Source organism: Streptosporangium sp. NPDC020072 (genome assembly GCF_040631445.1).
In the GTDB taxonomy this organism is placed as follows: domain Bacteria; phylum Actinomycetota; class Actinomycetes; order Streptosporangiales; family Streptosporangiaceae; genus Streptosporangium.
Window position 1 is genome coordinate 79006 of sequence record NZ_JBEYAB010000005.1, and the last position, 17971, is coordinate 96976.

The following is a 17971-nucleotide window of genomic DNA, read 5'->3' on the forward strand; positions in this document are numbered from 1 at the left end:
TGTTGGTGATGTTTAGCCAGGTAGAGACCCAAATGTCGCGCTGTGATGTGCGTTACAGAAGGGCCCGGAGGCGGAATCTTCCCTACAGGTTTCTTTGTTCCGCGTCATAGCTCGGGACGAAGAGTCCGCCAGAGCAGTGAAAGCCCCGCAGAGGGGACCGACGACGAAAAAGGTTTGGCTGACGATGAACAGCTCCACCGTCTCTGCCGAGCTGGGCCTTCGGCTTGTGGTCCCCGACCGTACCACCGTCCCCCTGCTCGCCGGACTCAGCTACACGGCCGATGATCCCTACGCGATCAGAATGGCCTTCCATGTGGGGAACGACGAACCGGTCGAGTGGATCTTCGCCCGTGAACTGCTGACCGTCGGCATCGTGCGACGGGTCGGCGACGGAGACGTCCAGGTGTGGCCCGCGCGCGCCGACGGCGAGCGGACACTGCACATCAGTCTCACCTCGCCCTTCGGGCAGGCTCTGTTCGAGGTGCCTCTCGCGCCTCTCACCGAGTTCCTGCACCGGACCTACGAGCTGGTCCCCGCGGGCCGTGAGACCGACTTCATGGACCTCGACGCCGAGCTCAGCAACATGCTCTGGAGCTCCTGAGGCTCCGTCCGGCGCCGCCCGCGGGCTTCAGGCCCGCGGGCGGCGTCGCGTTTGCGGCGTTCCCGTGACGGATCACGGGTCGACGTCGGCCGCGCTCCGTTCGGCGAAGACCCGCATCGCCTTGGCCGTCACCGGGCCGGGGGCGATGGGGAGCACGGTCTCTCCGACCGTCCTGATCGGCTGGATGTCGCGGGTCGTCGAGGTCAGGAAGGCCTCCTCGGCCTCGGCGAGCGCGGAGAGGGGAAGGTCCTCCTCCGCTCCCCCGCACCATTCGAGGGTGAGCGCGCGGGTGATCCCGGCCAGACAGCCCGAGGCGAGCGTGGGGGTGACGATCCGCCCGTCACGGACGACGAAGACGTTGCTGCCGGTGCCCTCGCACAGGTTTCCCGCCAGGTTCCCGAAGATCGCCTCGCCACCTCCCCTGGCCTTGGCGTAGGCCAGGGCCAGGACGTTCTCGCCGTAGGAGGTCGACTTGACCCCGGCCAGCGCGCCGTGCTCGTTGCGGGCCCACGGCACCACCGTGACGTCCGCGGTCGCGGGGAAGGGCTTCTGGTCCGCGACGATCACGACGACGGTGCCGTCCGTCCCGCCCCGGTCCGAGCCGAGAGGGCCGGGGCCGCTGGTGTAGCTGATGCGGATCCGGCCGAGCGGCCATGACGGCGCCTGTGCCAGGCAGGCGCGCACGCCCGCCGCGACGAACTCCACGTCCGGCTCCGCCATGCCCATCCGCGTCGCGGAGACCAGCAGCCGGTCGAGGTGCCGGGTGAGCGCGAAGGGGACGCCGCCGACGCACTTGACGGTCTCGAACACGCCGTCGCCGACCAGCAGGCCGTGGTCGAAGACCGAGACCGTCGCCTGCTCTGGCTCTACGAGCCGCCCGTTGACCCAGACGGGGACGTTCATCGGGCTCCTCCTGAAACTGCCGGATCTGATGGTGGAACAAGTGCCGTTCCTCACGGGACGCCGCCCCAGGTTATGCCCGCGCGGACGGCGGTGCCGATCCCGCCGGCGGAAACGCCGCCGTCCCCACGGCGTCGGCCAGGAACCCGGCCAGCGCGCGGGCCGCGGGCAGGACCGAGGGCGGGGTGGCGCGTGGCAGCGCGGCGTACACGGACCTGCGCGGGGCGAGGTCGCCCAGCGAGCGCAGGACGAGGTCGCGGGGTACGGCGTGCGCGGCGATGCCGGGAACCAGCGTGACGCCGAGCCCCGCGGCCACGAAGCCGAACTTCCCGGTCCACTCGGCGATCCTGAGCCTGGCGCGCGGGCTGAAGCCCGCCTTGGCACAGGCCGTGTCGAGCATGGTCGTCCCGCCGGGAGGGGCCGCCTCGATCCAGGTCTCCTCCCGCAGTTCCCGCAGGTCCACCTCCGGCCCCGCGGCGAGCCGATGGTCCCTGGGCAGCGCGACCAGCAGCTCGTCATCGACCAGTTCGACGGTCTCGACCTCCTCCTCGTACGGCAGGCCCGACGGGTAGTCGCTGATCACGGCGATGTCGAGGGCCCCCTCCCGCATACGGCGCAGCAGGCCCGCGCTCGGCCCCTCGACCACGGTGAGCGCGACTCCCGGGAACTCGCGGCCGAAGTCCCGCAGGGCCCTGGGGACCAGCGCGACGTTGGCGGTGGCGAAGGCGCCGACGCGCAGCCGTCCCCGGTAGCCGCCGTGGATGCCCGCCAGTTCCTCCTCGGCCATGGCGAGCCGGTTGAGCACGGCCAGCCCGTGCAGGTGGAGCGCCTGGCCCGCGGGCGTGAGCCGTACTCCTCTGGGGAGGCGTTCGAACAGCGGGCCGCCCGCCTGCTGTTCGAGGGAGGCGATGCGCCGGGAGACCGCGGACTGGGTGTAGTTGAGCAGGGCCGCGGCCCCGGTGAACGAGCCGGTCCTGACGACGGCGTCCATGAGGCGCAGGGCGTCGATGTCGAACACATTCCTCCTTCGCATGGGATGCATGAAATCTAGTCGCTGGTGGAATGTCTTGGCCCCTCATAGCGTGAACGGCATGATTTCCTTCCTGGGTTTGGGGCGTATGGGCGCCCCGATGGCACGACGGCTCGTGGCGGCGGGGCACGAGGTCACGGTCTGGAACCGCACTCCCCGTACGGTCGAGGGGGCCGTGAGCGCGGCGACGGCGGCCGAGGCCGTCGCGAAGGCGGACCTTGTGATCACGATGCTCACCGGCCCCGCGGCGGTGCGGGAGGTGCTCACCGCGGCGGCCCCGGAGCTGCGGCCGGGAGCCCTGGTCGTCGAGATGTCCACGATCGGCCCCGAGGCGGTCACCGGGCTCCGTGACCTGCTGCCCCCCGGGGTCGGGCTGGTGGACGCGCCGGTGCTCGGCAGTGTGGGACCCGCCGCGGACGGCACGCTGACGGTGCTGGCCGGCGGCGACGCCGGAGACCTGGCCCGCTGCCGCGAGGTGCTTGAGGTCTTCGGGCGGGTACGGGAGAGCGGCGGTCCCGGCTCCGGGGCGGCGCTGAAGCTCGCGGTGATGAGCGCGCTGGTCCCGGCGCAGGTGCTGCTCGCGGAGAACCTGGCCCACGCGGCGGCGGCCGGTGTGGACACCGGGACGCTGCTGGACGTGCTCGGCGGGACCCCGCTGGCCTCACTCGTCGAACGGGTGCGCCCCGTCGTCGAGAACGGGCCGCAACCGACCGCCTACTCCCTCGGGCTCGCCGCCAAGGACCTGGGACTGGCCGGACACGGGACGCGGACGCTGACGGCGGCGGCCGAGGAACTGCTGCTCGGGGCGGTCTCCGCCGGGCTCGGCGACCAGGACCTGACGGCCGTCTTCGGATACGTGACGGCGGGCCGTACGGGGAGCGCGGGGGTGCGCAAGGTGAACCCGGCCTCGGTGCCCGCGACCAACGGGTACTACTCCCACGCGACCAGGACCGGGGATCTGCTGTTCGTCTCCGGCCAGGTGGCGCTCGACGAGGAGGGCCGGGTGGTCGGCGAGGGGGACATGACCCGCCAGTCGGAGTACGTGATGGAGATGCTGGCGCGCATCCTCGCCGACCAGGGGTGCTCGTTCGACGACGTGACCCACATCCGGACCTTCCTCACCGACATGTCACGGCTGAGGGAGTACGGCGAGGTCCGGGGGCGTCACATCACCGGTGAGCCCCCGGCCAGCACGACCGTCGAGGTGTCCCGGCTGTTCATGCCGGGCCTGATGATCGAGGTCGAGGTGGTGGCGGCTATTCCAGCGGCCCGGTGACGGACTCGGCTGCGGCGACGACCGCGTTGCTCGCCACGAGCCTGGTCACCGCCTCGATCTCGGGGGCGAGGAAGCGGTCGGGGCCCGGGCCCGCGACCGTCTGGCGCAGCGCGGCGACAACGGCCCCGGTCGCGGGGGCGGGCCGGTGCGGCGCGCGGAGGTCCAGCGCCCTGGCCGCGGTGAGGATCTCCACCGCCAGCACCCGGGTCAGTCCGTCGACCGCGCGGCGCAGCTTGCGCGCGGCGGACCAGCCCATGGAGACGTGGTCCTCCTGCATGGCGGAGCTGGGGATGGAGTCGACGCTGGCGGGTGCCGCCAGACGCTTGAGTTCGGAGACGATCGCGGCCTGGGTGTACTGCGCGATCATGTGACCGGAGTCGACGCCGGGGTCGTCGGCCAGGAAGGCGGGCAGGCCGTGGCTGCGGGCCACGTCGAGCATCCGGTCGGTACGGCGCTCGGAGATGCTCGCCACGTCCGCGACCGCGATGGCGAGGAAGTCGAGCACGTAGCCGACGGGAGCCCCGTGGAAGTTGCCGTTCGACTCGACCCGTCCGTCGGCCAGGACCACCGGGTTGTCGACCGCGGAGGCCAGCTCACGTTCGGCGACGACGGCGGCGTGGGCGAGGGTGTCCCTGGCGGCTCCCGCCACCTGGGGGGCGCAGCGCAGGGAGTAGGCGTCCTGGACCCGGGTGCAGGTGCCGTCCCGGTGGGACTCCATGATCCCCGAGTCCTTGAGCAGTGCCCTGAGGTTGGCGGCGCTGGCCGCCTGGCCGGGGTGGGGACGCAGCGCCTGCAGGTCGGCGGCGAAGACGCGGTCGGTGCCGAGCAGCGCCTCGACGCTCATGGCGGCGGAGACGTCGGCCGTCCTGAACAGGCGGCCGAGGTCGTCCATGGCCAGGATGAGCATGCCCAGCATGCCGTCCGTGCCGTTGATCAGCGCCAGGCCCTCCTTGGCCGCCAGCTCGACGGGCTCGATGCCCGCCTGCTTGAGCGCCTCGGCGGCGTCACGCAGGTCTCCGGCCGCGTCGCGGACGACGCCCTCCCCCATGATCGTGAGGGCCACGTGGGAGAGCGGGGCGAGGTCGCCCGAGCAGCCCAGGCTGCCGTACTCGTGCACGACGGGGGTGATCGAGGCGTTGAGCAGGTCCTGCAGGACCTTGGCCGTCTTCGGGCGCACCCCGGTGTGGCCGGTCGCCAGGGTGTGCAGGCGCAGCAGCATCAGCGCCCTGACGACCTCCTTCTCCACCTCGGGGCCGGAGCCCGCGGCGTGCGAGCGGACGAGGGAACGCTGGAGCTGGGCGCGCAGCGAGGGGTCGATGTGCCGGGTGGCCAGCGCCCCGAAGCCGGTCGAGACGCCGTAGGCGGGGGTCGGGCTCTCCGCGAGCTCGTCCACGCGGATCCTGGCCGCGGCCATGGCCGCGACGGCGTCGTCGGTGAGGCGTACCTCGGCGCCGTGCCGGGCCACCATGGTCACCTCGTCGAAGCTCAGCGGTTCCGGCCCGACGTTCACGACCGCTCTGTCACCCATGGCGTCACTCTCTCGAACTCAACGCGTCTCAGCGCATCTCAGTAACTAGTGCATGCGATGTTAGCTCCTTACATGCATAGATCGCCGCTATGCCTTTTCTGCCCTTTTCTGTGACTTCGACCACTCTGCGGACCACCCCACGTCTGTACCATCCGCGCTCCATAAGAGCGCAGGTCACAGCCGCGCCGAGGGCTCCGCCGAGATGGAACCTGCGTTCCGTCCAGTCGAGGCACGCGGGGGCGAATCTGCGCCGCGTGTCCCTGACCGCGTCCACGTCCACGCCGAGGTCGCCGAGCTCCCGTCTGCCCCGGCCGGTCACCTCGAAGGCCTCCTCCCCGGCGAGGTACCCGGCGGCCTTGAGAGCCCCGAGCAGATCGACCCCCGCACGGCCCGCCAGGTGGTCGTAACAGGTCCGCGCCTCCCCCAGCAGCCGCGCCTGGCGGGACTGGCGCAGGGAGCGGACCTCGGGACGCGCCCCCACCCGCGCGAGGACCTCCAGCACCTCGGCGACCTCGGGGCCCGCAAGGCGGTAGTAGCGGTGTCTTCCCTGGGCGATGACCTCGACCATCCCGCCCTCCAGCAACCTGGCCAGGTGGGAGCTGGCGGTCGGCGGGCTCACCCCGGCGAGCCCGGCCAGCTCACCGGCGGCCAGCGCGCGGCCGTCCAGCAGCGCGGTCAGCATCGCGGCCCTCGCCGGATCGGCGATGAGCGCGGCGACGGGGGCGATGTCGGCATCGGCGGCGATGTGTTCGGCGACCATGACCTGACGTTACCTTTCACATCTTTCGCCCGGTATCGAAGTGTCCATGGGAGTCACGAACCCCCTGCGGCGGCGAGATCCGGTTTGGGGAGTCGGCGAGTATTCGCTAGAGTTCTGTCCGTGAGACCGGCTCGTCCGGGAACACACGCGGAAGTGGCTCAGTGGTAGAGCATCACCTTGCCAAGGTGAGGGTCGCGGGTTCGAATCCCGTCTTCCGCTCGAACAGGGGCCGCGGCCCCGCTCGGTGGAGTGGCCGAGAGGCGAGGCAACGGCCTGCAAAGCCGTGTACACGGGTTCAAATCCCGTCTCCACCTCTGGTTCTTCGACGAGGACGATTAGCTCAGCGGGAGAGCGCTTCCCTGACACGGAAGAGGTCACAGGTTCAATCCCTGTATCGTCCACCATCCCAGCGATCCCCCCGGGCCACGGCCCGGGGGGATCGTTCATTTCCGCCCCTGCCGTACGGCCCGGCCGCCCGCCTGGGCGGGGTGCTCCCCGGGAGCCGCCGGGGCGTGCAGCCGCTCGCCCAGCCAGGGCAGCGCCTGGGGGATCTCCCGGTTCCAGGTGTTGAAGTTGTGACCGCCGCTGGGCAGGATCAGCGACGCGGTCCGCATCGGGTCCCTCGCCAGCGCCAGGAACGCGCGGGTGTCGGCGTAGTCGCTCTCCCCCCTCTCGCTGCTGGTGACCAGCACCGAGACGGGCGGGACCGGCAGGTTCCGCAGCCGCCACATCAGGTCGTTCTCCTCGCGCAGCCTCGCGCTCCCGCCGAACAGGTCGCCCGTGGTCACATCGACGGCCGCGCGGAAGTAGCCGGACAGGGAGACCGCGGCCGAGAACGCCTCCGGATGGCGCATGGACATCTTCAGCGCGCAGTAGCCGCCGGTCGAACCGCCGAAGACGCCCCAGCTCCGCGCGTCGAGACCCGTCCGGTAGGAGGCGGCGACGGCCGCCCGCAGGTCCCTGGTGAAGTACGTCTCCACCTGGGGCCCGCCGGGCACGTCCACGCACTCGGTGTCGCGGGGCGGGACGACCGTCGGACGCATGAGCACCATGATCGTGGGAGGCATCCGCTTCCCGGCGACCGACTTCGCGGCCATGGCGGGAAGGTTCAGCCTGGTGATCAGGTTCCTGGCGTCTCCCGGGTAACCGGTCAGCGCGAGGATCACCGGGAAGCGCCGGCCGGCGTACTTCTTCTCGAAGTACTCGTGGGGCAGGTAGACGTATCCGGGAGAGGAGATCCCGCTCTCCCCGCCCGAGATGACGACCTGCTCCAGCCTGCCCGCCGTACCCGGGGGCAGGGCGACCTGGCCGACCTCGGTCACTCCCTGGCCGGGACGCCCCGAGGCGGCGGTCCGGCCGTCCCCGGCGACGATGGGCGGCGCCGCGTCGCCTTCGGTGCCGAGCAGGTCACCCCAGGAGCCGTAGAACCCGAAGTAGGCGTTCGCCACCAGGCCGAGCGCCACCAGGGTGAGAATCTGGTTTCCCGCGAGCACCCCGACCCGGCCGAGGACCGAACGCCAGGTCCTCCCGCTCAGCAGCGGCCAGGCCCAGACCGACGCCGCCAGCGCCGCGACGGCGAGCAGGCCGAAGAGAAGCCGCGTCTCGACTGCGGTGATTCCCATGCCGCCCCTCACCCGGTTACCGGGTCCCCGTTCGATCTGTGCGCCAAACTTACTCAGCGCGGGTAAGGCCGCAGTTAACGTCGTGTTGGCCGGGCTTGCGCGGAGCGACGACCGTCACCGCTTAGCCTCCTCTCATGAGGGAACGTCCACCCATCTCCCGCCCCTGGGTGCCCGCCGCGGCGGGTTACGCGTCGCTGACGATCGGGATTCTGGACATCGTCAAGGCCGTCGTCCCCCCGTTCAGGGGGACGCGGGTCAGTGAGATCGCGGGTTTCCTGCCGGGCACGGTCACCTCGATCGCCCAGGCGGCCTCTCTCGTCATGGGCATCCTGCTCGTCATGCTCGCCCACGCCCTCAAACGCAGGAAGGTGCGGGCGTGGCGGACCGTGGTCCTGCTGCTGCCGCTGAGCGCCCTCATCGAACTCGTGCACATGCACCGGATCATCGGCGCCGCGATCAGCATGCTGGTCTTCGCGGTGCTCGTCGTCAACCGCCGCGAGTTCCACGCCCTCTCCGACCCCAGGACGCGCTGGCGCGCGGTGTGGAACCTCCTGCTCATGTTCGTCCTGGACGTCGCCATCGGCTGGGTCGTGGTCAACACCCACCCGCACACCATCGTCGGGGACCCGAGTCTCAGCGACCGGCTCCAGCACGTGCTGCTGGGACTCGTCGGCCTGGAGGGACCGGTCGTCTACTCCTCCGGCAGGACCGCCGACCTGGTCTACTTCTCCCTCACCGGCCTCGGGCTGCTCACCGCGGTGACGACCGCCTACCTGGCGTTGCGCCCGGAGAAGCCGGCCGCCGAGCTCAGCGGGGAGCAGGAGGAGGCCGTGCGGGAGATGCTCGCCCGGCACGGCGCCCGCGACTCGCTGGGCTACTTCGCGCTGCGCCGCGACAAGAGCGTGATCTTCTCCCCCTCCGGCAAGGCCGCGATCGCCTACCGGGTCGTGGCCGGGGTCATGCTCGCCAGCGGCGACCCCGTCGGTGACATCGAGGCGTGGCCCGGCGCGATCAGGCGCTTCCTCGACGAGGCGACCCGGCATGCCTGGGTGCCCGCCGTGATCGGGTGCAGCGAGGCGGGCGGCGAGGTCTGGACGCGGGAGGGCGACCTGTCCGCCCTGGAGATCGGCGACGAGGCCGTCGTCGAGACGGCGGGCTTCACCCTCCAGGGCAGGGCGATGCGCAACGTCCGCCAGATGGTCAACCGCGTCGAACGCGCGGGCTACACCTGCCGGGTGCGGCGGGTCGGGACCCTCTCCGAGACCGAGAGGAGGCTCATCCGCGAGGCCGCGGACTCCTGGCGCGGGACGGAGACGGAACGGGGCTTCTCCATGGCGCTCGGCCGCTTCGGCGATCCCGCGGACGACGAGTGCGTCGTCGTCACCGCACACCGGTCCTGTGAGGACGGCGCCGCCCCGCCCGGCGAGGACGTCCGGGCCGTGCTGCACTTCGTGCCCTGGGGGCAGGACGGCATCTCCCTGGACCTGATGCGCCGTGACCGCGACGCCGATCCTGGGCTCAACGAACTGCTGATCGTCAAGGCCCTCCAGGCCGCCCCCGAACTCGGGGTGAGCAGGGTCTCGCTCAACTTCGCGATGTTCCGGGCGGTGCTGGCCAGGGGCGAACGGCTGGGAGCGGGCCCCGTGCTCCGCGCCTGGCACGCCGTGCTCGTCTTCCTGTCCCGGTGGTTCCAGATCGAGTCGCTGTACAGGTTCAACGCGAAGTTCCACCCGCTGTGGGTCCCCAGGTTCGTGGTCTACCCGGCCGCCCGCGACCTGCCGCGCATCGGCATCGCCGCCCTCCAGGCCGAGGCCTTCATCAACGTCGCCCTCCCCGGTGTCCCCCTCAGGCGCAGGCGCCGCTCCCGTCCCGGGGACGTCCCCGGGGAGCGGACGGCGCTGCCCGGCTGAGGCGCGCCGGAACCGGTCACGCTCCGGTACGGCGGGCCGCGGGCCGGACCGTCCCGTGGAGCGGTTTCCAGACCCCCTCCCCAATATCCAGGCTTTTCCAGAAAAGTCATCCCAACACTTGACTTTTCTACGAAATAAACCATGGGGACTTATCTCGATTTCTCCACCAGAAGAGGCGGATTTACCGTTGAGTCTCTCGTTCCCCAGAAGATGCTTTCCTCCCACGAGGCGCCCCGCCGTCCTCCGGGACCTCTTCTCGCACCCGTTCCCCCAGAGGCCCCCGCACTCCCGGCGCCGCACCGCCGGAGCGGATCGCCGGCACCCGGGAGGTCCCGCCAGGCGCGCGGCACACAGGGAGGTCAGGGGTCGTTTCCGGCACCCGCGCGGCTCCGCGCCGGAGCCCGTCGTACTCTGGGAGCGTGCCCACACCAGGTGACCCCGCCCCCGGCGCCCGCCTTCCGCCCCGCCCCACGGCGCGGAAGTGCCCTGCCGTACGAGCACACCGTGTGACCGTACGTGCCCGGCCCCGCCGGATCGGGCACGTACGGGCTCGGGCGACCCGTCATGCCGACTCCTCCGATCAGGCGCGTATGGGCTTTCGCTGGACACAGCCTCGCCAGAAATATGCCCCTTGAACCGGTTTGTCCATAGGCGTGTCCTGATTCGGCCAGTCTGAGGATATGCCTTGTCAATCCATATGACTGGTGCGAATACTTGCGATTTGTTCTTATTTATGGGAGAGGCAACGCAATGAAGCGAGTAATTGTTCACAAGCCCGGCACGATTACGCTCAGCGGAGCCGCCAGCCCCAAGCATGTCGGCTGACGTCGAGCCAACGGAACCGGCGCCCAGTGGTGGGCGCCGGCCCCTTACGAACACACAGGTGACTTAAAGGAGACCGGTGAGTCTGGGATCGTTCCCCCAGGAGGACCCGCCCCTCGCCCCGCTGCTCCTGCCCCCCGTGGACGCCGACCGGCGGTTGCGCGGGCCGTACACGGCCGCGAGCGCGATCGTCTCGGCTCTCGTGCCCGTCGCGCGGCCCGAGCTGGTGGCCCGCTACGACATAGAGCTGCGGGCGGTGGCGCCCGACGCGCACCACCTGATCCCGCTCAGGCGCCGGTCGCTGACCGGTCTGCTGCCGAAGGCGGAGCGGATCCTGGTCCACGCGCCCCGCCGTACCCTGCGTCTGTCGAACGGGTTCGCCGAGTTCCTCCGCGAGCATCTGGCCGAGACCGGGCCCAGGACGCTCGTCGTGGAGAACGTCCACGAGGCGGACCCGACCGACAGGGAACTGCTGGCGGTACTGCGCCGCCGGATCGACCCCGGGCTGCTGACCGTGGTGACCGGCGGCCAGGTCGTGCCGGAGAAGTCCCTCAGCCCCGAGGAGCACGACGCGCTCGCCGACGCGCTGGAGCGGGAGGGAACGATCGGGGCGCGGCTCGGCGCGATCCCGCACCACCGTGAGCACGGCACGCGGCCGCACAGCGCGGTCGAGGCGCTGCGCTTCGCCGTCGAGTGGTGTCTTGAGGCGGGTTGTCACGACGCGGCCGCCGAGCTGGGATCACGCGCGCTGGCCCTGGCCGGTCCCGCCGAGACCCGGGAGACTCCCGAGGAGACCTGGTGGCGGCTGGTGCACGACACCGCGACCGCGCTGGGCGCGCTCGGCCGCGAGCCCGAGGCCCTGGCCCTGTTCGACCGGGCCAGGAGAGAGAGCGTCTCCCCCGTCACGCACGCCTCCGCAGCCTACTCGACGGCCATGCTCAAGGTCCGCGACCATGATCCGGCCAGGCGCGACCCCGAGGCCGCGCTCGCCTGGGTGAACCAGGCCGTCGCCATCTCCGGGCTGCTTCCCGACCCCCGTGAACGGGCCTTCAGGCTGGGCTTCGACCTCAACGGCCGGGCACTGGTCGAACTGCGCCTCGGCCGTCCCGGCAGGGCCTTCGACCTCGTCCAGGAGGCGCTCGGCCTGGCGGAGCGGGACCTGCCGCCCGGCGAGCACCCGATCCACCGGATGGTGCTGCTGGCCAACAGGGCGCAGCTGGCCGTCGCGCTGGGCCGCCCCGAGGAGGCCCTGGAGAACCTGGACACCGTGATCGGGATCGATCCCGGCCATCCCGACTACTACATCGACCGGGGGAACCTGCTCCACCGGCTGGGCAGGAGCCAGGAGGCGGTCGCCGACTACGAGACGGCGATGCGGGTCGGGCCGCCCTTCCCCGAGCCGTACTACAACCGGGCCGAGATCCGCTTCTCGGCCGGTGACCACGAGGGGGCGCTCGCCGACCTGGACCACGCTCTCGAACTCGACCCGGAGTTCGTGGACGGGCTCGCCAACCGGGCGGGCCTGCTGGCCGCGCTCGGCGAGTACGGCAGGGCCAGGGCCGACGCGGAGGCGGGGCTGCGGATCGACCCGCTCAACCCGTACCTGCTGTGCGCACTCGGCCAGATCGAGATGGCGCAGGGCCGTACCGAACGGGCGAGGGCCGCCTTCGACAGGGCCATCGAGCTCTCCCCCTCGCTGATGGCGGCCTGGGCGAGCCGGGGGATGCTGGCGTTCGAGACCGGCGACCCCGAGGGAGCGGTCTCCGACTTCACCCGGGCTCTCGAACCCGGCGCCGACCCGGCGTTGCTGTTCAACCGGGCGATGGCGTTGCGCGCCGCCGGACGGGAGGAGGAGGCCGTGGCCGACCTCACCCGGGCGCTGGATCTCGCCCCTGACGACGATGAGATAAGAGAGGCGCTACAGCGTCCTTGACAACCTTGTTACCCACGGGGAAATAGCGCATCATTCACCAGCATGAGCGCCCTCCGAAGGCTTATCCCAAAGTGGCTCACCGGCTCGGTATTAGGAAATCGGGAATTCCGGACCCTTTGGATAAGCCTTATCGCTTCCGTGGCCGGAGACCAGGTGTTTCCCGTCGCGGTCGTCGTCTCACTGCTCGACGCGGGCGGCACCGCAACGGAGGTCGGGGCGGTGCTCGCCTCGCGCTGGGCCGCCCTGGTCCTGTTCGGGCTCTTCGGCGGCGTGTGGGCCGACCGGCTGCCCAGACGGCACGTCATGCTCGCCTCGCAGGCGTTCCTGTGCTGCGTGGTCATGGCCGGCCTGGCGGGCGTCACCTCGGCCTGGGTGCTCGGCGGGATGGTCTTCCTCGCCGGGGCGGCCGAAGCCTTCTTCCGCCCCGCCTTCCAGGCGTGCCTCGGGTCGGTGCTCACCCCGGAGCAGCGGCCCGCGGGGGCGGCCCTCAACGCCGTCTCCTGGCGTGTCGGCGCCATCGCCGGTCCCGGCCTCGGCGCCCTCCTGGTCTCGTCGGCCCCGGTCAGGGCGGCCTTCGTGGCGGCCCTGGGGGCCTTCGCGTTCAGCCTGTGCGCCCTGGTCCTCCTGCGGGAGCCCGTGGTCGTCCGTACGGCCAGGGCCTCGGCCTGGCGGGAGATCGCCGAGGGGGTGCGTGAGGTCTGGCTGAGGCGCTGGATCGGGACCGTCATCGTGGTGACCGCGCTGCAGTCGATGCTCACGATCGCCCCGGCGCAGGTCCTGCTCCCAGTCCTGGCCAGGGAGAGCTTCGGGGGCGACGCCTTCTACGGGACCGGTCTCGCCCTGCTCTCCGTCGGCGGCCTGGCGGGAGGGGTGTTCAGCATGCTCTGGAAGCCCCGGCGGCCGGGGCTCGCGGCGATCACGGGGCTGACGGCGTACGGGCTGGTGCCTCCGGCCCTGTGCTTCTCGCAGGCCCCGTGGATCGTCTACGTCTGTTTCGCCCTGGCCGGGTTCGGGATCGAGGTCTTCTCCGTGCAGTGGGTGGTCTCGCTCCAGCACGAGGTGCCCGCGGAGCGGCTGGCGCGCGTGGTCTCGCTCGACTGGATCGCCGCCTCCGCGCTCACTCCTCTCGGCCTGATTCTCACCGGCCCCGCCGAGGCGGCTCTGGGAAGCGCGCCGGTTCTTCTGATGGCCGGTTTCGCGGGTGTCGCTCTGCCATTGACGGCCTTCATGACTTCGGGAACGACATACTTCAGAAGTAAATACCGTCCAAATCCCACTAAAGCGAGAAAGAGGGTTGAAGTCGTTTCCGTCGCCTCCCATTATGATCATCAGTAAGGCGGGACAGCTCGAAGGAAAGACCAGCACGACCGATTCGGATGGAGTGCGTGATGGCCGGAAACGACAAGAGCCCGAGGCCCACCGCGGGTGCGGCACAGATCAAGAGAAGAATCCGCATCCGCAGGCTCGACAAGATCGAGATGGCCGGTAACGTCGCCAGCAACTCCAGTGGCAACTGACACCTAGGGTTCCGGCCGGTCCGGTGTCTCCCGAGTGACGCCGGACCGGCCCAGTGAGGTCCTCCGGGGGAGGCCGTGCGGTTACCGAGAGTGAAGAAGGAGCACACCGCCTACCGGCTGGCGGACGGCAGAATCCGGATCGGCGGCCAGGTCTACGGGGTGGCGGAGGAGATCGAGGATCCGGACGGCCTGGTGTGGGAGGCGCTGCGGGCGATGGACGGCACCCGGAGCCCCGCCGAGATCGCCGGGCTCCTGACCGGCCTGCCCGCCGCCGAGGCGGCCGAGCTGGTCGGCGAACTGATCCGCTCCGGTCACGTCGAGGACGCGGGGGCGAGCGCGCCCGAGGAACTGTCCCCCCGCGAAAGGGAGCGCTACAGCCGCAGCCACGCCTTCTTCCGCTGGGCCGACCTCACCCCGAGAGAGCACGGCTGGGAGGCTCAGCTGCGGCTGCGCCAGGCCCGGGTCCTCCTGATCGGCCTGGGCGGCACCGGGGCGACGGCCGCGCAGGCCCTGGTGGCCTCCGGCGTCGGGACCCTGCACTGCGTCGATCCCGACCTGGTCGAACTGTCGAACCTCAACCGGCAGGTCCTCTACTCCGAACGGGACGTGGGCAGGCCGAAGGCCGAGACCGCCCTGGAGCGGCTGCGCGCCCTCAACTCCGACGTGCGGATCACCGGCGAGCGGGCGCGGACCACCTCCCAGGAGGACCTGGCCCGGCTGATGGACGGCTACGACGTGGTGGCGCTGTGCGCCGACGAACCCGGCGGGCCCGGCGGGATCAGGGTGTGGACGAGCCGGGCGTGCGCGGCCGCCGGGCTGCCGTGGGTCGGCGGCGGCTACAACGGCCCCTTCGTGACGGTCGGCGTCTTCCTGCCCGGACACGGGCTCTGCTACGAGTGCGTCATCGAGGCGCAGGAACGGCACAGGAACCTCCAGACCCCGCTGCACGCCGACTCCCTTGGCCTGTCCGTCGACCTCGGCGGCCCCGGCGTCACGGCCGCCTCCGCCGGGATCTCCGGTCACCTGGTCGCCAACGCGGTCGTCAGGACCATCACCCGCGTCCCCGAGATCCACGCGAACTTCATCCACGGCGTCAACCTGATCGCGCCCGACCAGCTCGTCTTCCGCGAGTACGGCGAGGCCGGAAGGTGCGACAGCTGCCGCGGGCCTCACAGTCTCCCGGACAGGTAGCGCTCGGCCAGCTCGCAGGTTCCCTCGGTGTAGGCGGCGCCGAGTTCGGCTGCGGTCTCCACGCCGGTGTGCGTGCCGATCCAGGCGACCAGCAGCAGACGGCGGAACATGACGAACGTCCAGACCTCCGCCTCGTCCCGCGCGGGCAGGGGGGTGACGGCGCGATAGCCCCGCAGCCAGGCGTCGACCAGTTCGGGGACCCTGGGGTCGTGCTCGATGAAGCTGAGCGCCGCGGCCAGGTCGTAGAGGTACCACCCGAAACCGCAGTCGTCGAAGTCGATCACGCTGGGCTCCCCGCCACCGGTCACCAGCAGGTTGGCCAGGCGCAGATCCGCGTGGATCAGGCCGTAGCGCTCCGGGCCCCGGCCGAAGCGGCGCAGCCGTTCCCGCAGCCGCGCGTCGAGCCGCCCCAGTACGGCACGGGCCCGGTCGTCGACGCCCACCCCGTCCCGCCAGCGGCCCCAGCGCGACTCGACGCCCAGGGCCGCGTCGTGGTCCCAGTGGAAACGGGTGAACCAGGCGGGGGGCCGCCAGGCGCGCGCGTGCCGGTGCATCCGCGCGGTGAGCGCGCCCAGCCGCTCGAACCCGGCCACCAGGGCGTCGTCCTGGGGCGGTTCTGCGCCCGGCAGGAACTCGAACATCACGCAGTCGCGGGGCTGCGCGCCGGGAACGGTCAGCACCCGCCGTCCCCCGGGCGTGGGAATCACCTCGGGGGTCCTGACCCCGGCCTCACGTCTGAGCGCCTCCAGCCACGCCAGCTCCGACATGATGGCCGGGGCCGAGTGGTAGCCGAGCCGGTGCACCCGCAGGATCCGGCGTTCCCCGGTCTCCGGGTCGTCGATCCGGTAGGTGGCGTTCTCCGACACGTTGATCAGCGTGACCTCGGCGTCCGGCAGGCCGTACAGGCGGGCCGCCTCACGGGCGACGCCGTGCACCCGGGCCAGCACCGCCTCTCCGGCGGACAGGTCGTGGGCCCGCATGTTCCTAGGAGCGCAGGTAGGCCAGGACGGCCAGGACGCGGCGGTGCTGGTCGCCGTCCTCGGCGTAGAGGCCGAGCTTGGCGAAGATGCTGCGGATGTGCTTCTCGACCGCGCCGTCGCTGATCACCAGCTGGCGTCCGATGGCCGGGTTCGACCTGCCCTCCGCCATCAGGCCGAGCACCTCGCGCTCTCTCGGGGTGAGCTGGGCGAGCGGGTCGTCGCGGCGGCGCCGTACCATCAGCTGCGCCACCACCTGCGGGTCGAAGACGGTGCCCCCGGTCGCGACCGCGCGCAGGCCCGCCATGAAGTCGTCGACGTCGACGACCCGGTCCTTGAGCAGATAGCCGACCGCGCCCCTGGCGTCGGCGAGCAGGTCGTCGGCATAGGAGACCTCCACGTACTGGGACAGGATCAGCACCGGCGCGCCCGGCACCCGCCTGCGCGCCTCGACGGCCGCCCGCAGGCCCTCGTCGGTGAAGCTCGGAGGCATCCTGACGTCCACGACCGAGACGTCGGGCCTGTGCTCGGCGACGGCCTCGATCAGCCGGTCACCGTCGCCGACGGCCGCCACCACCTCGCATCCGAACTCCTCAAGCAGCCTGATCAGGCCCTCCCTGATCAGGACTGCGTCGTCGGCCACGACTACCCGCACGGAACCTCCGCCACGATCACCGTCGGCCCGCCCAGCGGTGAGTCGACCGCGAGTGTCCCGTCGACCGCCTTGAGACGGTCGGTCAGGCCGGACAGGCCATGTCCCTTGGCGGTGTGCGCACCGCCGACCCCATCATCCCCGATGGTCAGCATGAGGACGCCACCGGCCTTGCTCAGCGTCACCGTGCAGACGTTCGCGTGGCTGTGCTTGGCCACGTTGGTCAGGGACTCGGCGACCACGAAGTAGACGGTGTTCTCGATGGCGGCGGCGAAGCGGCCGGTGATCTGGATGTCGAGCTCGACCGGGATCGTGCAGCGGCCGGCCAGCGCGGCGAGGGCGGGGGCCAGTCCCCGGTCGGTGAGGATGGGGGGCGCGATGCCCCGGGAGAGGGCCCGCAGCTCGTCCAGGGTCTCCCTGGTCGAGGTGATGGCCTGGCTGAGCATCTCCTCGACCGCCTGCGGGTCGCGCTTGAGCTGGCGCTGGGCCCGGGACAGGTCCATGGCCAGGGAGACCAGGCGCTGCTGCGGCCCGTCGTGGATGTCGCGTTCGAGACGGCGCAGCGCGTTCGCCTCGGCGGAGACCGCGGCCGCCCGGCCCTGGGCCAGGTCGTCGATGCGCTCGTGCAGTTCGGCGACGCCGGTCAGCATGGCGCGGCCGAGGCCCGCCCGCACCAGCGCGGCGCCGTGCAGCATCAACGGCAGGGTGACGGCGAACAGCACCCCGATGGCGGTGTTGAACGCCACCTCGACCACGGCGCTGTCGCCGAACCCGAGCAGTTCGGCGAGTCCGTGGTTGTCCGGCATCCTGGCGATGGCCCATCCGTAGATCGGGTAGGTCAGCCCCAGGATCGTGCCCGCCCACCAGACGACCGCGACGACGAAGGTCAGGATGGCCAGCGGGAGGGACACGATGCCGTAGAGCAGGTCGAGCCACGACTGCCCGCTGGTCAGCGGGTTCACCATGCGGCGGAACGCTCCGGCGCGCTCCGGTGCCGGCCGGTAGCGCGGCCTGGGCACGGGACGGCCGAGTATCTCGGGCAGCATCCGCCGCTCCACATCGGCCATGCCACGCGCCATCATGAGCGTTCCCGCCAGAATCGGCAGACCGACCCAGACGACCACCGTTCCGACGCCCGCGGAGAAACCCACCACCGCCAGGACGAAGAAGACGAGGGAAAGCGGGAACCCGGCGATCAGATATCGGGTGTCGGAGCCGATGCGGCGCAAGACGGTTCTCATGCCGCCAACCG

15 protein-coding genes and 3 tRNA genes are annotated in these 17971 nt (G+C 71.2%); 10 read left to right on the forward strand and 8 right to left on the reverse strand.

Annotated features, from left to right (window positions below; genetic code table 11):
- Positions 1-184: 184 nt before the first annotated feature.
- Positions 185-601: an SsgA family sporulation/cell division regulator gene (locus tag ABZ470_RS12800; RefSeq protein ID WP_089210725.1), complete on the forward strand. Its 417-nt coding sequence runs from the start codon at positions 185-187 to the stop codon at positions 599-601.
- Between the two features lie 72 nt (positions 602-673).
- Here ABZ470_RS12800 and ABZ470_RS12805 read toward each other — a convergent pair whose 3' ends face one another.
- Positions 674-1504, reverse strand: coding sequence for an aminotransferase class IV (locus ABZ470_RS12805; RefSeq protein ID WP_362911438.1), 831 nt, complete (start codon positions 1502-1504; stop codon positions 674-676).
- A gap of 70 nt (positions 1505-1574) precedes the next feature.
- Complete coding sequence (locus ABZ470_RS12810) at positions 1575-2519, reverse strand: LysR family transcriptional regulator (RefSeq protein ID WP_362911439.1); 945 nt, start codon at positions 2517-2519, stop codon at positions 1575-1577.
- Positions 2520-2592: 73 nt separating this feature from the next.
- On the opposite strand from ABZ470_RS12810, the gene ABZ470_RS12815 reads away from it, so the two are divergent.
- Complete coding sequence (locus ABZ470_RS12815) at positions 2593-3807, forward strand: NAD(P)-binding domain-containing protein (RefSeq protein WP_362911440.1); 1215 nt, start codon at positions 2593-2595, stop codon at positions 3805-3807.
- Here the strand turns inward: ABZ470_RS12815 and hutH are convergent.
- The gene (hutH, locus tag ABZ470_RS12820; protein ID WP_352011652.1) at positions 3788-5335 is read right to left on the reverse strand and encodes a histidine ammonia-lyase; all 1548 of its coding nucleotides are present in this window, start codon (positions 5333-5335) and stop codon (positions 3788-3790) included. The genes ABZ470_RS12815 and hutH overlap by 20 nt on opposite strands.
- Before the next feature lie 28 nt (positions 5336-5363).
- A complete protein-coding gene (locus ABZ470_RS12825) occupies positions 5364-6095 on the reverse strand; it encodes a winged helix-turn-helix domain-containing protein (protein ID WP_352011651.1) in 732 nt (243 codons plus the stop codon).
- Between the two features lie 147 nt (positions 6096-6242).
- On the opposite strand from ABZ470_RS12825, the gene ABZ470_RS12830 reads away from it, so the two are divergent.
- From ABZ470_RS12830 to ABZ470_RS12840, 3 genes are all read left to right on the forward strand, one after another.
- Positions 6243-6314 (forward strand) — tRNA-Gly (locus tag ABZ470_RS12830).
- A 24-nt stretch (positions 6315-6338) separates the two neighbouring features.
- Positions 6339-6409 (forward strand) — tRNA-Cys (locus tag ABZ470_RS12835).
- A gap of 15 nt (positions 6410-6424) precedes the next feature.
- Positions 6425-6499 (forward strand) — tRNA-Val (locus ABZ470_RS12840).
- Between the two features lie 39 nt (positions 6500-6538).
- Here the strand turns inward: ABZ470_RS12840 and ABZ470_RS12845 are convergent.
- The gene (locus tag ABZ470_RS12845; RefSeq protein WP_362911441.1) at positions 6539-7717 is read right to left on the reverse strand and encodes an alpha/beta hydrolase-fold protein; all 1179 of its coding nucleotides are present in this window, start codon (positions 7715-7717) and stop codon (positions 6539-6541) included.
- Positions 7718-7851: 134 nt separating this feature from the next.
- On the opposite strand from ABZ470_RS12845, the gene ABZ470_RS12850 reads away from it, so the two are divergent.
- From ABZ470_RS12850 to ABZ470_RS12870, 5 genes are all read left to right on the forward strand, one after another.
- Positions 7852-9627 carry a phosphatidylglycerol lysyltransferase domain-containing protein gene (locus tag ABZ470_RS12850; RefSeq protein ID WP_362911442.1) on the forward strand — a complete coding sequence of 592 codons (1776 nt, stop codon included), beginning with the start codon at positions 7852-7854 and terminating at the stop codon, positions 9625-9627.
- 901 nt (positions 9628-10528) lie between these two features.
- The gene (locus ABZ470_RS12855) at positions 10529-12382 is read left to right on the forward strand and encodes a tetratricopeptide repeat protein (protein WP_352011648.1); all 1854 of its coding nucleotides are present in this window, start codon (positions 10529-10531) and stop codon (positions 12380-12382) included.
- Positions 12383-12424: 42 nt separating this feature from the next.
- Positions 12425-13717, forward strand: coding sequence for an MFS transporter (locus tag ABZ470_RS12860; protein WP_362775816.1), 1293 nt, complete (start codon positions 12425-12427; stop codon positions 13715-13717).
- Positions 13718-13770: 53 nt separating this feature from the next.
- The gene (locus ABZ470_RS12865) at positions 13771-13899 is read left to right on the forward strand and encodes a hypothetical protein (protein WP_352011646.1); all 129 of its coding nucleotides are present in this window, start codon (positions 13771-13773) and stop codon (positions 13897-13899) included.
- A gap of 90 nt (positions 13900-13989) precedes the next feature.
- Positions 13990-15090, forward strand: coding sequence for a HesA/MoeB/ThiF family protein (locus ABZ470_RS12870; protein ID WP_352011645.1), 1101 nt, complete (start codon positions 13990-13992; stop codon positions 15088-15090).
- Here ABZ470_RS12870 and ABZ470_RS12875 read toward each other — a convergent pair.
- From ABZ470_RS12875 to ABZ470_RS12885, 3 genes are read right to left on the reverse strand one after another with little or no spacing between them, the layout of a single operon-like run.
- The gene (locus ABZ470_RS12875) at positions 15069-16070 is read right to left on the reverse strand and encodes a phosphotransferase (protein WP_362911443.1); all 1002 of its coding nucleotides are present in this window, start codon (positions 16068-16070) and stop codon (positions 15069-15071) included. The two genes, ABZ470_RS12870 and ABZ470_RS12875, sit on opposite strands and share 22 nt — an antisense overlap.
- Before the next feature lie 4 nt (positions 16071-16074).
- On the reverse strand, positions 16075-16722 hold the full coding sequence (locus ABZ470_RS12880; RefSeq protein WP_352011643.1) for a response regulator transcription factor: 648 nt from the start codon (positions 16720-16722) through the stop codon (positions 16075-16077).
- The gene (locus ABZ470_RS12885) at positions 16713-17960 is read right to left on the reverse strand and encodes a sensor domain-containing protein (protein WP_352011642.1); all 1248 of its coding nucleotides are present in this window, start codon (positions 17958-17960) and stop codon (positions 16713-16715) included. Before ABZ470_RS12885 ends, ABZ470_RS12880 begins: the two co-directional genes overlap by 10 nt.
- Between the last annotated feature and the right edge of the window lie 11 nt (positions 17961-17971).

What these genes read in the sequence shown, in the direction of transcription:
- ABZ470_RS12850 (WP_362911442.1), top strand. Translation starts at nt 7,852, where the DNA reads ATGAGGGAACGTCCACCCATCTCCCGCCCCTGGGTGCCCGCCGCGGCG.
- hutH (WP_352011652.1), bottom strand. Translation starts at nt 5,335, where the DNA reads ATGGGTGACAGAGCGGTCGTGAACGTCGGGCCGGAACCGCTGAGCTTC.
- ABZ470_RS12845 (WP_362911441.1), bottom strand. Translation starts at nt 7,717, where the DNA reads ATGGGAATCACCGCAGTCGAGACGCGGCTTCTCTTCGGCCTGCTCGCC.
- ABZ470_RS12860 (WP_362775816.1), top strand. Translation starts at nt 12,425, where the DNA reads ATGAGCGCCCTCCGAAGGCTTATCCCAAAGTGGCTCACCGGCTCGGTA.
- ABZ470_RS12825 (WP_352011651.1), bottom strand. Translation starts at nt 6,095, where the DNA reads ATGGTCGCCGAACACATCGCCGCCGATGCCGACATCGCCCCCGTCGCC.
- ABZ470_RS12815 (WP_362911440.1), top strand. Translation starts at nt 2,593, where the DNA reads ATGATTTCCTTCCTGGGTTTGGGGCGTATGGGCGCCCCGATGGCACGA.
- ABZ470_RS12875 (WP_362911443.1), bottom strand. Translation starts at nt 16,070, where the DNA reads ATGCGGGCCCACGACCTGTCCGCCGGAGAGGCGGTGCTGGCCCGGGTG.
- ABZ470_RS12885 (WP_352011642.1), bottom strand. Translation starts at nt 17,960, where the DNA reads ATGAGAACCGTCTTGCGCCGCATCGGCTCCGACACCCGATATCTGATC.
- ABZ470_RS12865 (WP_352011646.1), top strand. Translation starts at nt 13,771, where the DNA reads ATGGCCGGAAACGACAAGAGCCCGAGGCCCACCGCGGGTGCGGCACAG.
- ABZ470_RS12800 (WP_089210725.1), top strand. Translation starts at nt 185, where the DNA reads ATGAACAGCTCCACCGTCTCTGCCGAGCTGGGCCTTCGGCTTGTGGTC.
- ABZ470_RS12805 (WP_362911438.1), bottom strand. Translation starts at nt 1,504, where the DNA reads ATGAACGTCCCCGTCTGGGTCAACGGGCGGCTCGTAGAGCCAGAGCAG.